This window comes from Streptococcus infantis, from assembly GCF_047465035.1.
Taxonomy (GTDB): domain Bacteria; phylum Bacillota; class Bacilli; order Lactobacillales; family Streptococcaceae; genus Streptococcus; species Streptococcus infantis_T.
Map to the genome: position 1 here is coordinate 25170 of NZ_JASHAQ010000001.1, position 15150 is coordinate 40319.

The following is a 15150-nucleotide window of genomic DNA, read 5'->3' on the forward strand; positions in this document are numbered from 1 at the left end:
GTGAAACGAGCTTCTACCGTATCATTCTGCTGTAGTACTACTGAAGGAATGATACACAAATAAAAATTAGGTATATAAAATGACATACGAAGTAAAATCTCTTAATGAAGAATGTGGTGTTTTTGGTATCTGGGGTCACCCAGACGCTGCCAAATTGACCTATTTTGGACTCCATAGTCTTCAGCACCGTGGTCAGGAGGGGGCAGGAATCCTCTCCAATGACCATGGACAATTGAAGCGTCATCGTGATATGGGGCTTTTATCAGAAGTCTTCAAAAATCCTGCTAATTTGGATAAATTGACAGGAACTGGAGCGATTGGACACGTGCGTTATGCGACTGCGGGAGAAGCTTCTGTAGACAATATCCAACCTTTCCTCTTCCGCTTTCACGATATGCAGTTTGGTTTGGCTCATAACGGGAATCTGACCAATGCAGAATCTCTCAAGAAAGAATTGGAACAAAGAGGAGCAATCTTTAGTTCGACTTCTGATTCAGAAATCTTGGCTCACTTGATTCGCCGTAGCCACAATCCAAACCTGATGGGTAAAATTAAGGAAGCCCTCAGTCTTGTTAAAGGTGGTTTTGCTTATCTCTTGATGTTTGAAGATAAGTTAATTGCAGCGCTTGATCCAAACGGCTTCCGTCCTCTGTCAATCGGGAAAATGGCCAATGGAGCAGTTGTCGTTTCCTCTGAAACTTGTGCCTTTGAAGTCATCGGTGCTGAGTGGATTCGTGATGTGAAACCAGGCGAGATTGTCATTATTGATGATAGTGGCATCCAGTATGACAGCTATACAAACGATACTCAGTTGGCTATCTGTTCCATGGAGTATATCTATTTTGCCCGTCCCGACTCTAACATCCATGGTGTCAATGTTCATACGGCTCGTAAGAGAATGGGAGCTCAATTGGCACGTGAGTTCAAGCACGAAGCTGATATTGTAGTTGGGGTACCAAATTCCTCACTCAGCGCAGCTATGGGCTTTGCGGAAGAGTCTGGGCTACCAAATGAAATGGGTCTTATCAAGAACCAATACACCCAACGGACCTTTATCCAGCCGACTCAAGAATTGCGGGAACAAGGAGTGCGAATGAAGCTCTCTGCTGTATCTGGTGTCGTGAAAGGCAAACGTGTGGTCATGATTGATGACTCTATCGTGCGAGGAACAACATCTCGTCGTATTGTCCAACTCTTGAAAGAAGCGGGGGCATCAGAAGTTCACGTTGCCATCGGTAGTCCTGCTCTTGCCTATCCATGTTTCTACGGAATTGATATCCAGACACGTCAGGAGTTGATTGCGGCTAATCATACCGTTGAGGAAACTTGCCAAATCATTGGTGCGGATAGTCTGACTTATCTTTCTATTGATGGTTTGATAAACTCTATTGGTATTGAAACAGATGCGCCAAATGGCGGTCTCTGTGTCGCTTACTTTGACGGTGACTACCCAACACCTCTCTACGACTATGAAGAAGACTATCGTAGAAGTTTGGAAGAAAAGACTAGTTTTTACAAGTAGGCGGCAGATTCTCCATTAAAGAAAAGGAAAAAACAAATGACAAATAAGAATGCATACGCTCAATCTGGTGTGGATGTTGAAGCGGGTTATGAAGTTGTTGAACGAATTAAAAAGCACGTGGCTCGTACGGAGCGTGCAGGTGTCATGGGAGCTCTGGGTGGCTTCGGTGGCATGTTTGACCTTTCAAAAACAGGTGTCAAAGAGCCTGTTTTGATTTCAGGGACTGACGGTGTTGGAACCAAGCTTATGCTGGCTATCAAGTACGACAAGCACGATACTATTGGTCAGGACTGTGTGGCCATGTGTGTCAACGATATCATCGCTGCAGGTGCAGAACCTCTCTACTTCCTTGACTATATCGCAACTGGAAAAAATGAACCAGCTAAATTGGAACAAGTCGTTGCTGGTGTGGCTGAAGGTTGTGTACAAGCAGGTGCAGCCCTCATCGGTGGGGAAACTGCTGAAATGCCTGGTATGTACGGTGAAGATGACTATGACTTGGCTGGTTTTGCTGTTGGTGTTGCAGAAAAATCTCAAATCATCGACGGTTCAAAAGTAGCTGAAGGAGATGTGATTCTTGGACTTGCCTCAAGCGGTATCCACTCAAATGGTTATTCACTCGTGCGTCGTGTCTTTGCGGACTATACAGGTGAAGAAGTTCTCCCAGAATTGGAAGGGAAGAAACTTAAAGACGTTCTTCTTGAACCAACTCGTATCTACGTCAAAGCAGCTTTGCCGCTCATCAAAGAAGAATTGGTCAATGGGATTGCCCACATCACAGGTGGTGGTTTCATCGAAAATGTACCACGTATGTTCGCTGATGACTTGGCTGCTGAAATTGATGAAAGCAAAGTACCAGTCCTTCCAATTTTCAAAGCCCTTGAAAAATATGGTCAAATCAAACACGAAGAAATGTTTGAAATTTTCAACATGGGTATTGGTCTCATGCTTGCGGTGAAACCAGAGAATGTGGAACGTGTCAAAGAACTTCTTGACGAGCCTGTTTATGAAATCGGTCGGATTGTCAAGAAGACAGATACAAGTGTGGTGATAAAATAATGGCTAAAAAGATTGCTGTTTTTGCCTCTGGCAACGGCTCAAACTTTCAGGTGATTGCAGAACAATTTCCAGTAGAATTTGTCTTTTCAGATCACCGGGATGCCTATGTACTTGAGCGTGCAGAAAAGCTAGGGGTTTTATCTTATGCCTTCGAACTCAAAGAGTTTGAGAACAAGACAGACTACGAAGGAGCCATTGTTGAGCTCTTAGATGAACACCAGATTGACTTGGTTTGTCTCGCAGGTTACATGAAAATCGTCGGTCCAACCTTGTTAGCAGCTTATGAAGGCCGTATCATCAATATTCACCCAGCTTATCTCCCTGAATTCCCAGGAGCCCATGGTATTGAGGATGCTTGGAATGCAGGTGTGGACCAGTCTGGCGTGACTATTCACTGGGTGGATTCTGGTGTGGATACTGGTAAGGTTATCAAACAAGTCCGTGTGCCACGCCTTGAAGGTGATACCCTTGATACTTTCGAGACTCGCATCCACGAAACAGAGTACAAACTTTATCCAGAAGTCTTGGATAGTTTGGGAGTAGCACGCAAATAAGGAAGTGCTAGAGCTGAAAAGGAATTTTCGACTGTAGCAGAGAAAGAACTTTTTTAAAAAGGAAAAGAAAGAACATGACTAAACGCGCACTAATTAGTGTCTCAGATAAAGCGGGCATTGTTGAATTTGCCCAAGAACTTAAAAAACTTGGTTGGGATATCATCTCAACAGGTGGTACCAAAGTTGCCCTTGATAATGCCGGTGTTGATACCATTGCCATTGACGATGTGACTGGTTTCCCAGAAATGATGGACGGTCGTGTCAAGACTCTCCATCCAAATATTCATGGCGGACTCTTAGCTCGTCGTGACTTGGATAGCCACTTAGAGGCTGCTAAGGAGAACCAAATTGAGCTTATTGACCTTGTTGTGGTCAACCTCTACCCATTCAAGGAAACGATTCTCAAACCAGACGTGACGTACGCGGATGCGGTTGAGAACATCGATATCGGTGGGCCATCTATGCTTCGTTCAGCAGCGAAAAATCATGCCAGCGTAACGGTTGTGGTAGACCCTGCTGACTATGCTGTTGTTCTTGACGAATTGGCAGCCAAGGGCGAAACCTCTTATGAAACTCGCCAAGGTTTGGCGGCTAAGGTTTTCCGTCACACAGCAGCTTATGATGCCTTGATTGCAGAGTATTTCACAGCTCAAGTGGGTGAAGCAAAACCTGAAAAACTCACTCTGACTTATGACCTTAAACAACCAATGCGTTACGGTGAAAATCCTCAACAAGATGCCGATTTCTATCAAAAAGCCTTGCCAACGGACTATTCGATTGCATCAGCGAAACAGCTTAACGGTAAGGAATTGTCCTTTAACAACATTCGCGATGCGGACGCTGCTATCCGTATTATTCGCGATTTCAAAGAACGCCCAACGGTTGTGGCTCTCAAACACATGAACCCGTGCGGTATCGGTCAAGCTGATGACATCGAAACTGCTTGGGATTACGCTTATGAGTCTGACCCAGTGTCTATTTTTGGTGGTATTGTTGTTCTCAACCGTGAGGTGGATGCTGCGACAGCTGAGAAGATGCACGGCGTTTTCCTTGAAATCATCATTGCACCAAGCTATACGGATGAAGCGCTAGCTATTTTGACCAACAAAAAGAAAAACTTGCGCATTCTTGCCTTACCATTTGACGCACAAGATGCTAGTGAAGTGGAAGCAGAATACACAGGTGTTGTCGGTGGACTCCTCGTTCAAAACCAAGACGTGATCAAAGAAAGCCCAGCTGACTGGCAAGTGGTGACCAAACGCCAGCCAACGGAGACAGAAGCAACCGCTCTTGAGTTCGCTTGGAAGGCTATCAAGTACGTGAAATCAAACGGTATCATCGTAACCAACGACCACATGACACTGGGTGTTGGCCCAGGTCAAACCAACCGTGTGGCTTCTGTTCGTATTGCCATTGACCAAGCCAAAGATCGCCTTGACGGTGCTGTCCTTGCTTCAGATGCCTTCTTCCCATTTGCGGATAACGTGGAAGAGATCGCCAAAGCAGGTATCAAGGCAATCATTCAACCAGGTGGGTCAGTACGAGACCAAGAGTCTATCGAAGCTGCTGATAAATACGGCTTGACTATGGTCTTCACAGGCGTGAGACATTTTAGACATTAAGAAAATATTGATTTTCACCAAATTAATTTTATTGTATATCAGTATTCATGATAACAAATTGTTGAATATTGTAAAAGCGCTCAAGTCAAAGCAGAGCGCTTTTACAATATTATTAAAATTATATAGTTAATTTCTACAAATTATATAATTGAAATGTTATAATGTTATAATGTATATTGTATGGAGGATTAATTATGTATAAGTACAAAATGTTAGAGCATGTTTTAGATTCTATTTGTTTAGAAGCTCCAGAAAATCTGAAAAGATATAAGGAAGACAGTGATTCTAAGAAACTTCAGGCTAGATCATTAGCTTATATCCATTTACTTTTAAAAGCAAAATTTAATCTTACGTCTTTTGATGAAAGAGAAAGATATATTACTGATGGAGGATACGACGGAGGAATAGATGCGTATTATATTGATAAGGAAAATAAAATAATCTATTTTATTCAATCTAAATATCGCAATACTGAGGAAAATTTCTCAACTAAACCGATAAGTGTAAATGAAATCGTAAAAATGGAAGTCTCTAGAATCACTGATGGAGAGGAGACAGATTCTAAGGGAAATAAATATAATGGTAAGATATTAGGATTAATTAGAAATCTACAGGAATTGGACCAGATTGCTAGATATGATTTTAAAATCATTCTATTAGCAAACGTAGATAATGATATTGAAAAAGTATTAGATAGGATATTAGATTTTCCATATGAAATTTATAATTATAAAAGAGCATACGAGGAGCTAGTCTTTCCTATCTTGAGAGGCACTTGTCATAGGGCTACTGATATAACAGTTAATTTAAATCTAACATCTAGAAATTATACAATGGAGTACGAAGTAGAGGACGGGGAATTAAGCACTAATGTTCAACTCTTTTTCGTACCGACTATAGAAATCGCTAAATTGATGAGTGTACATAAAAATGCCATTTTAGAATATAATCCTAGAAGTTATTTAGGGTTATCAAGAAATCCCGTTAATAAAGCTATCAAGGACCAGATTGTCAATGAGAATAATAACATGTTTTCATTATTCAATAATGGCATTACAATATTATCTGACCAAACAGAGGTAACTTCTAAGACAGGAAGAAAAGGGGTAGGGCAGCTTATTCTAAAAAATCCACAAATTGTGAATGGAGGTCAAACTGCACATACTTTATCAGTTATTTATGAGGATTCTAATTATAGTGAAGACATCTTTAAGAATAAAGAAGTTTTGGTGAAAATTATTACCTTTGATGAAAATTTGAAGGATGAAAGTAGGAAGTTAAGTTTAATTGAACAGTTATCACAAGCTACAAATACTCAAAGCAAGATTGTGGAAGCAGACAGAAGATCAAATTTAGAGATTCAAATTGATCTGCAACGCTATTTATTCAATAAATTTGGCTATTGTTATCATAGAAAAACGGGTGAGTTTAATCAAGGAATAAGTAAAAAGTATCTATCTAATGATCAAATTATTGAGAGAGATATTTTTATTAGAGTTGCCTATGCAGTCAATGGGAGCGTTGCTGAAGCCAGGAGATCTGGTGAAGAACGTTTGTTTAAAAATGAAAATTTTGAAAAATTTTTAAATACTTCAATTGGGGATGAGGGTTATGATAAATTGTTCTATTCTTTTATTGTTCACAAGTATTTATCAAAAATTGAGAAGAATCCTTCAGAAAAAGATGATAAGTATTCTACTAAAAATTATGGTAATGCGATAAGATACGGTAAATTTGCAATTGTATATGTAGTCTCTCAGAAGATAGAAGAATTAATTAATAAAAAAGAGATCTCCGAAAAAATTGTCAGAGAGTTAACAGATAAAGTCCTTAATCAATGGAAAGAATTCGAAAATAAACAAATGAGAAAGGATAGCAATAGTCGTTACTTTACTAAGATTATTGACGATAAAGGAGTTACTAATTTTGAAAACAACTTTGCAAACTATTATAAAGGAACTACTATAGATTCTGACCTGTCAAGTTATGAATTTAATTATCGATAGTAGTATTTTCACTTACAATACTTAAAAAATTTTTTAATTTCCAAAATCTTTCATGAGGCAACCCTAGTTGTTGCCTTTTTATGTGTGAAGTTAGAAGTTCACTAATGCTGATAAATACGGCTTGACCATGGTCTTCACAGGCGTGAGACATTTTAGACATTAAGAAAATAAAAGGGAAGAAAATAGTTTCTTTCCTTTTTTTGCTTTAAAAGCGAAACGAAACAAGATTAAAACGAACGTTTATGGTATAATATTAGTAAATAATTCGCAAAAGAGGTTGAGAGATGAAACTGTTGGTTGTCGGTTCTGGTGGTCGTGAACATGCGATTGCCAAAAAGTTGTTGGAGTCTAAAGACGTTGAAAAAGTTTTCGTAGCTCCTGGAAATGACGGAATGACTCTAGATGGTCTGGAATTGGTAAATATCTCTATTTCCGAACATTCTAAATTGATTGAGTTTGCAAAAGCCAACGATATAGTTTGGTCCTTTATCGGGCCAGACGATGCCCTTGCGGCTGGGATTGTGGATGAGTTCAATGCAGCTGGTCTCAAAGCCTTTGGTCCGACTAAAGTTGCGGCTGAGCTTGAGTGGTCTAAGGATTTTGCTAAGGAAGTCATGGTCAAATACGGTGTTCCGACAGCAGCCTATGGGACCTTCTCAGATTTCGAGGAAGCCAAGGCCTATATCGAAGAAAAAGGCGCTCCAATCGTCGTCAAGGCAGACGGTTTGGCCCTTGGGAAAGGTGTTGTCGTTGCGGAGAAAGTCGAGCAAGCAGTCGAAGCTGCTCACGAGATGCTCTTGGACAATAAATTCGGTGACTCAGGTGCGCGTGTGGTTATAGAGGAATTCCTTGACGGGGAAGAATTCTCTCTTTTTGCTTTTGTCAATGGTGACAAGTTCTACATCATGCCAACGGCTCAGGATCACAAACGTGCCTATGATGGCGACAAGGGCCCTAACACGGGCGGTATGGGAGCTTATGCGCCAGTTCCTCACTTGCCACAGAGCGTGGTTGAAACGGCGGTTGACACCATTGTCAAGCCAGTCCTTGAGGGAATGATCCAAGAAGGTCGTCCGTATCTTGGTGTCCTTTACGCAGGGCTTATCTTGACAGCAGATGGACCGAAAGTTATCGAGTTCAATGCTCGTTTCGGAGATCCTGAAACGCAAATCATCTTGCCTCGCTTGACATCAGATTTTGCACAAAATATCACTGACATTTTGGAAGGCAAAGAGCCAGCCATCACTTGGACGGACAAGGGTGTGACACTAGGCGTGGTTGTAGCTTCAAACGGCTACCCAATCACTTATGAGAAGGGGGTCAAACTTCCAGCCAAGACAGAGGGTGACATCATCACTTACTATGCCGGTGCCAAATTTGCTGAAAATGGACAAGACCTTCTTTCAAACGGCGGACGTGTCTACATGCTGGTCACAACAGCAGACACCGTTAAAGAAGCACAAGAAACCATCTACCAAGAACTCTCCCAACAAAACACAGAAGGCCTCTTTTACCGAACAGATATCGGAAGCAAGGCAATTAAGTAAAGATATAAGAATAACGCGACGAAGTCGCTAAATACGATAATGGTCGTTTGATTTGCGAGCATTAGCGAGCTAATATAGAGCAATCACCGCCGTTGTGAAAGAACGATTGGATGATAAGCCAATCGTTCAGGGAAATCGGAAGAGCTTGGGCTTCCGATTTAGGCATGAGACACCTTTGGTGGCTGCTGCCGTCCCTCACAACTTAAGGTGATTGAAAAAAGAAAGGAAAGAAAAGGAAAATTATGACTAAACCAGTAATTTCCATCATCATGGGCTCAAAATCCGACTGGGCAACCATGCAAAAAACAGCAGAAGTCCTAGACCGCTTCGGTGTAGCCTACGAAAAGAAAGTTGTTTCCGCACACCGTACACCAGACCTCATGTTCAAACATGCGGAAGAAGCACGTAGTCGTGGCATTAAAGTCATCATCGCTGGTGCGGGTGGCGCTGCCCACTTGCCAGGGATGGTTGCTGCAAAAACAACCCTTCCAGTCATCGGGGTACCTGTCAAATCACGTGCCCTTAGTGGCGTGGACTCGCTCTATTCTATCGTACAGATGCCAGGTGGTGTGCCTGTCGCAACTATGGCTATTGGTGAAGCGGGTGCTACTAACGCTGCCCTCTTTGCCCTCCGTCTCCTCTCAGTAGAAGACGAAACCATCGCGACTGCACTTGCTAATTTTGCTGAAGAGCAAGGAAAAATCGCAGAGGAGTCTACAAATGAGCTCATCTAAAACAATCGGAATTATTGGTGGCGGTCAGCTTGGTCAGATGATGGCCATTTCTGCTATTTACATGGGTCACAAGGTTATCGCGCTGGATCCTGCAGCGGATTGTCCGGCCTCTCGCGTAGCGGAAATCATCGTGGCTCCCTATAACGATGTGAACGCCCTTTGTCAGTTGGCGGACCGTTGTGATGTCCTCACTTATGAGTTTGAAAATGTGGATGCCGACGGTTTGGATGCTGTTATCAAGGATGGGCAACTCCCTCAAGGAACGGACTTGCTCCGCATTTCTCAAAATCGCATTTTTGAAAAGGACTTTCTCTCAAACAAGGCCAAAGTCACCGTTGCACCTTACAAGGTTGTGACTTCAAGTCAAGACTTGGCAGATATCGACCTATCGAAAAACCATGTCCTCAAGACGGCGACCGGTGGTTACGATGGCCATGGTCAGAAGGTCATTCGTTCGGAAGCAGACTTGGAAGAAGCCTATGCACTAGCTGATTCAGCAGACTGTGTCTTGGAAGAATTCGTCAACTTTGACCTTGAGATTTCTGTCATCGTGTCAGGAAATGGCAAGGATGTGACAGTCTTCCCAGTTCAGGAAAATATCCATCGTAATAACATCCTGTCTAAGACCATTGTGCCTGCTCGCATTTCAGAAAGTCTAGCTGAAAAAGCCAAAACTATGGCAGTTCGAATCGCAGAACAGCTGAATCTATCTGGAACGCTCTGCGTGGAGATGTTTGCGACTGCTGATGACATCATCGTCAATGAGATTGCCCCGCGCCCACACAACTCTGGGCACTACTCTATCGAATCCTGCGACTTCTCGCAGTTTGATACCCATATTCTGGGTGTTCTGGGAGCACCATTGCCAGTCATTAAACTCCATGCGCCTGCTGTGATGCTCAATGTTCTCGGCCAGCACGTCGAGGCTGCTGAAAAATATGTCGCAGAAAATCCAAGCGCCCACCTTCATATGTATGGTAAAATAGAAGCAAAGCACAACCGCAAGATGGGACACGTGACATTGTTTAGTGATGTGCCAAATGAGGTTGAGGAATTTGGGAAAGGGATTGATTTTTAGTGGATATGTTTTTTAAAAATGAACACGGTTATTTTAATTGGCAATCTGTATTAGCGATTGTAAGTATTCTTGGCTTTTTATGGGGGATTTATATCTATGTTGATAAACGAAAATCGAAGGTACAAGAACGAAAAATACAAAGTCAAGTACAAAAACAAGAAAAATTAACGGAACCTTATAACGAGTTAATCAGGATAATATCTTTATTTCCTAATAAAACGCCCTATGATGTTATGACTAACCTACCGTTTTCGCCAGTATTTAATCGTGAAGATTTCGATACGGTAAATAGAATTTTAGAAATTCAGATTAAGGAAGATTATCGAAAGAGATTAGAGCGAGAAAATCTTAACTATCAAGATGCAGAAGATATCAAAACAGAAATTCGGAATAGAGAATACTATATCAAGGAAATAGAAAAAATTAAAAATCAGTATTTTTTAGCTAAGAAAGAATATGAACGATTTAGAAGTACCGATAAGATTATTGAATTGTATGCCAGTCAAGACGTAAAAAATTACTTAGTCGAGTTTGATGTTACTTGGCACAATGCTTTTATTTCAGGTAGACCTTTAGAATATAACGATGGTAGAAACAATAAATTGGATGATATTCGTTGGGAACTTGAACAAGTCATAAGGGCTGATCTAGGTATTATTTAAAGGGGAGACAATGATATGATTCAAATCATCGTTAATGCATTTATTGAAAAGGAGAAGACTGGAGCAGTTGTCGAAGTTTTATATGCTAGTAGTGATCAAGAAAAAGTGAGAGCTAAGTATGAAGAGCTAGTAGCTCAGTACTCAGAAAACTATTTGGCAATTTATGATTTACCGTTGAATACAGATTTAAATACACTCGACCACTATCCATCTGTGTGGATTGGGAAAGAGGAGTTTGAAGGAGAAGTGGAATTTTAGGGAATAGATATGAAATTTGAGGTGGAGTTATTAACTAAAAATATTAGCATTACTAAACTTGAAGAATTATTTCTTCGCTCAGAAATAATTAGTATTACTTCTGACAGCCAAGATGAAGTTGATGATAAGTATGTAGAGGAACACTCAAATAAATATAAGTGTATTTTCAAAGGGAATGAATTTATAATAAATATCCAACAATTTCAAACTGGACTAGTTAAAATTATACTTAGCTATGAATACAGCAAGTCTAAATTAAGTTCAGCAGAAAAATTTCAGGTTTTCTTTTCAAAATTTAGAGAATTTTTAGGAAGAAATCATTTAAAATATTCAATTCTATCTAATAGTTTGTCTATGTATTTTTCGAATAAGCTTTATCCTAAGTTTCAAACGTATGAATCGTTATTACGAAAAATTTTTGTATTAGCTTTGTCTCCACTAGAGGACGAGAATATTGTAAGGATTGTTAAGGAACAGACTAATGATAAATTAGATTTATCAAAAATTCATACAATAGAGCATATTGAAAGACTGCAAATAGCTGAACTCCATTCATTGATATTTGAAATAAATATAAATCCAGTTAATAACCTAACTAATCATTTTAAAAATTTTCAAGACAAAAGCGAATATCATCTGAAACAGATGATAAAAAAAGCTCTCCCAATCACCATATGGGAAAAGCATTTTGCACCATTTACCGATAATGAGAGAGCAGATGTGCTTAAAAACAGTTACAATAGTATTAGAGAGTACAGGAATGACGTTATGCATTTTCACATGCTAACCTACAGGAGTTACAAAAAAATAGATTTGTTGTTGTCAGATGCAATTAAAGAACTAGAAGAGCTTGAACATAGTATGCTTGAGAGATGGGATTTTGAAGCAACTAGGAAACTTACAAATGATATTTTTGATCAGGAGTTTCTGGCTAGTTTATCATCTTTATCTAAAACAGCATCAGAAGTAATTAAACCAGCAATGGATAGGTTTTATATTAACAATATTGATTTTAATAATGCGATAAAATCCATGATGGAAGTATTCCAAAATATTCAAGTACCTAAAATAGATTATGGAGTGTTAAAATCTATTAAAGGGATATCTGATACTATGGGCTTTTAGGTTTACCAACCTCCCTTAATGAACCTAATAGTGAAGATAATAATGAAGAATAAGTCTATAAATTTTGAAGCACAAAATTCTCTAATATGGCTATTATTCCATCTCATCTAATAGTCTTGTTTTCCTTAGGAAGGAGATTGGTCTAAAAATTGAGAATTGCTATTATAAAGAAAAGATACAGGGAATAGATTTTTAATGAAAAATAATTTTTTAGATTTTAGATTGATAAATAATTTGTTGTTGCCATCAATTAATTATGTATCTAAAAATGATTTGAAAAAAAGAGATTTTTTAAGCATTTTATATGGAATTCTTTTTTTAATATTTGCATGCATATTTTTAGTTGTAGTTTATCAGCAGATAAAACCGTTTATTTTACAGCAAGCAGTAGCGTTTGCTAATCTATACTTTATAATAGATGCAATTTTTTCAGGGAAGAGTGAATTTCTACAATATGTACCATCAACTCAGAATGCAGATTCTCTCAAATTATTTTCTGAAATAATTTTTGATGAGTTAGTTTTGCTTTTTAAGATGTCGGTTCCAATGATAATTTCACTGGTTACAATGTTCTTGTTTAAGAAACAAAATTTTGAGTCGAAAGTATTTATTGCAATCTCAACAATTCTAATTTATACTCTAATCTTTGGAGTTTATTTTCAAGCAACGTTAATTATTGTTTTATTTGGTATTTTAATTATTTTTCATCCTATTGGAAATGGTAAATATTATACTGTTGTGCAATATTTAAATTATTTTGAAGATATTCTTTACAATTGGTGGGGTAATAGCACAAAAAATAAAAAGAGTAGAAAGAAAATCATATTTTTAATTATTCTTTTCATAACTATGAGTTATTGTCTGTTTAGATTATTTCCAGTAGGGGTAGGTTTTTCTTTACTTCTAACTTTATTAGTAGTATTTATTATATGGGTCTATACTGGAAGTGCTAGCAAAGAAATGAAATTATTAAAAAAAATATTTATTTATAGTATTTTTTTTGGATTTACTTTAATTGGGAATTTAGAAATTGGTTCTGATGTTTTAAAAGTTCCAGTATTATTTATTACCTTATTCTTTGCGCTAGATCGGATTATTGTATTGTCAAAAGAAATGAAGGAAATAATTGTTGAAAAAAGTATATTGTATTATTATGAATACGAAACTATAGACAAATTACTTTTAATAAAAGAACTAATAAATATTGATATTTTACACGAAGTAGACGTGACTGAATTAGAGTTGGTAAAACAAATAGCTATTAGGATTAGACTGGGTTTCTACCAAGAAGTCCTAAAATTATCGGATATTTATAAGAGCAGAGAGTTTCAAAACTATCGTCAATTTGTAGAAGGAAATATATTTTTCCTAACTTTTGATGAAACAACTTTTGATGATGCGGATTCTTTGAAAACTTCAAAAGAAAGACTGTCCAATATACTTGAATTAGAAGGACAAAATATACGTTTGCCAGAGTTATCTGAAATATATGCAAGAGTATTATTTAAATTAGAGCAATTTGATGATGCTATAGTATATTTTAAGGAAAGTATAATGTATATGAGCGAAGAATCGAGGTTAATGTATATTGAAGCATGTGAACAAGTTGGAGATATTAAACAAGCTGAATATATACGTCGAAACTATTAATGATGGAAATAAAGGAGAAACAAAAAATGATCAACCGTTACTCTCGCCCTGAAATGGCGAATATTTGGAGTGAAGAAAATAAATACCGTGCTTGGCTTGAGGTGGAAATCTTGGCTGACGAGGCATGGGCTGAGTTGGGGGAAATCCCTAAGGAAGATGTGGCTTTGATTCGTGAAAAGGCGGACTTTGACATCGACCGTATTTTGGAGATTGAGCAGGAGACTCGCCACGATGTGGTGGCTTTCACGCGTGCGGTTTCTGAGACTCTTGGTGAAGAGCGCAAGTGGGTCCACTATGGGTTGACTTCTACCGACGTGGTGGACACTGCCTATGGTTACCTCTACAAGCAGGCCAACGACATCATTCGTCGTGACCTTGAAAATTTCACCAACATCATTGCTGACAAGGCTAAGGAACACAAGTTCACCATCATGATGGGACGTACCCACGGTGTGCACGCTGAACCTACAACCTTTGGACTGAAATTGGCGACTTGGTACAGCGAAATGAAGCGCAATATCGAGCGTTTCGAGCATGCGGCTGCTGGTGTGGAAGCTGGTAAGATCTCTGGTGCGGTTGGTAACTTTGCCAACATCCCACCATTTGTGGAGCAATACGTCTGCGACAAGCTTGGTATTCGTGCTCAAGAAATCTCTACACAGGTGCTTCCTCGTGACCTTCACGCTGAGTACTTTGCAGTTCTTGCTAGCATCGCGACTTCTATTGAACGTATGGCGACTGAAATTCGTGGTCTGCAAAAATCTGAGCAACGCGAAGTGGAAGAGTTCTTTGCTAAAGGCCAAAAAGGATCTTCAGCAATGCCTCACAAACGTAACCCTATCGGTTCTGAAAATATGACAGGTCTTGCGCGTGTTATCCGTGGTCACATGATTACGGCCTATGAGAATGTTGCTCTCTGGCACGAACGTGATATCTCTCACTCGTCAGCTGAGCGTATCATCACACCAGATACGACCATCTTGATTGACTACATGCTCAACCGTTTCGGAAACATCGTTAAGAACTTGACGGTTTTCCCAGAAAACATGATCCGAAACATGAACTCTACATTTGGTCTTATCTTCAGCCAACGTGCTATGTTGACCTTGATTGAAAAAGGCATGACGCGTGAACAAGCTTATGACCTTGTTCAACCAAAGACTGCTCAATCATGGGATAACCAGGTCGACTTCAAACCACTTCTTGAAGCAGATCCAGAAGTGACTTCACGCCTCACTCAAGAAGAAATCGACGAAATCTTTAACCCAACTTACTATACCAAACGTGTGGATGAGATCTTCGAACGCATCGGTTTGGGTGACTAATAATCACA

Annotated in this window: 14 protein-coding genes; all 14 read left to right on the plus strand. The window is 39.2% G+C overall.

Annotated elements, in window-relative coordinates; translation table 11 throughout:
- The first annotated feature begins 79 nt into the window (after nucleotides 1-79).
- A complete protein-coding gene (gene purF / locus QM406_RS00155) occupies nucleotides 80-1522 on the plus strand; it encodes an amidophosphoribosyltransferase (RefSeq protein WP_414273062.1) in 1443 nt (480 codons plus the stop codon).
- Nucleotides 1523-1558: 36 nt separating this feature from the next.
- Nucleotides 1559-2581, plus strand: a complete 1023-nt coding sequence (gene purM / locus QM406_RS00160) for a phosphoribosylformylglycinamidine cyclo-ligase (protein WP_414273063.1) — start codon at nucleotides 1559-1561, stop codon at nucleotides 2579-2581.
- Nucleotides 2581-3135, plus strand: a complete 555-nt coding sequence (gene purN / locus QM406_RS00165) for a phosphoribosylglycinamide formyltransferase (RefSeq protein WP_414273064.1) — start codon at nucleotides 2581-2583, stop codon at nucleotides 3133-3135. The genes purM and purN overlap by 1 nt, the downstream gene beginning before the upstream one ends.
- Nucleotides 3136-3209: 74 nt before the next feature.
- A complete protein-coding gene (gene purH, locus QM406_RS00170) occupies nucleotides 3210-4757 on the plus strand; it encodes a bifunctional phosphoribosylaminoimidazolecarboxamide formyltransferase/IMP cyclohydrolase (RefSeq protein ID WP_414273065.1) in 1548 nt (515 codons plus the stop codon).
- Between the two features lie 194 nt (nucleotides 4758-4951).
- The gene (locus QM406_RS00175) at nucleotides 4952-6763 is read left to right on the plus strand and encodes an AIPR family protein (protein WP_414273066.1); all 1812 of its coding nucleotides are present in this window, start codon (nucleotides 4952-4954) and stop codon (nucleotides 6761-6763) included.
- A gap of 284 nt (nucleotides 6764-7047) precedes the next feature.
- Nucleotides 7048-8310, plus strand: coding sequence for a phosphoribosylamine--glycine ligase (gene purD, locus QM406_RS00180; protein ID WP_414273067.1), 1263 nt, complete (start codon nucleotides 7048-7050; stop codon nucleotides 8308-8310).
- Between the two features lie 94 nt (nucleotides 8311-8404).
- Nucleotides 8405-8521, plus strand: coding sequence for a phosphoribosylaminoimidazole carboxylase (locus QM406_RS00185; RefSeq protein WP_414273068.1), 117 nt, complete (start codon nucleotides 8405-8407; stop codon nucleotides 8519-8521).
- A gap of 31 nt (nucleotides 8522-8552) precedes the next feature.
- A complete protein-coding gene (gene purE, locus QM406_RS00190) occupies nucleotides 8553-9044 on the plus strand; it encodes a 5-(carboxyamino)imidazole ribonucleotide mutase (RefSeq protein ID WP_414273069.1) in 492 nt (163 codons plus the stop codon).
- Entirely contained in the window at nucleotides 9031-10122 is a 1092-nt protein-coding gene (gene purK, locus QM406_RS00195) for a 5-(carboxyamino)imidazole ribonucleotide synthase (RefSeq protein WP_414273070.1), read from the plus strand. Before purE ends, purK begins: the two co-directional genes overlap by 14 nt.
- Nucleotides 10122-10784 carry a hypothetical protein gene (locus QM406_RS00200; RefSeq protein WP_414273071.1) on the plus strand — a complete coding sequence of 221 codons (663 nt, stop codon included), beginning with the start codon at nucleotides 10122-10124 and terminating at the stop codon, nucleotides 10782-10784. Before purK ends, QM406_RS00200 begins: the two co-directional genes overlap by 1 nt.
- Nucleotides 10785-10799: 15 nt before the next feature.
- Nucleotides 10800-11042, plus strand: coding sequence for a phosphoribosylaminoimidazole carboxylase (locus QM406_RS00205; protein WP_315009020.1), 243 nt, complete (start codon nucleotides 10800-10802; stop codon nucleotides 11040-11042).
- Between the two features lie 9 nt (nucleotides 11043-11051).
- Nucleotides 11052-12167: a hypothetical protein gene (locus QM406_RS00210; RefSeq protein ID WP_414273072.1), complete on the plus strand. Its 1116-nt coding sequence runs from the start codon at nucleotides 11052-11054 to the stop codon at nucleotides 12165-12167.
- A gap of 195 nt (nucleotides 12168-12362) precedes the next feature.
- Nucleotides 12363-13817: a hypothetical protein gene (locus tag QM406_RS00215; RefSeq protein ID WP_414273073.1), complete on the plus strand. Its 1455-nt coding sequence runs from the start codon at nucleotides 12363-12365 to the stop codon at nucleotides 13815-13817.
- A 26-nt stretch (nucleotides 13818-13843) separates the two neighbouring features.
- The gene (purB, locus tag QM406_RS00220) at nucleotides 13844-15142 is read left to right on the plus strand and encodes an adenylosuccinate lyase (RefSeq protein WP_414273074.1); all 1299 of its coding nucleotides are present in this window, start codon (nucleotides 13844-13846) and stop codon (nucleotides 15140-15142) included.
- Nucleotides 15143-15150 lie beyond the last annotated feature (8 nt).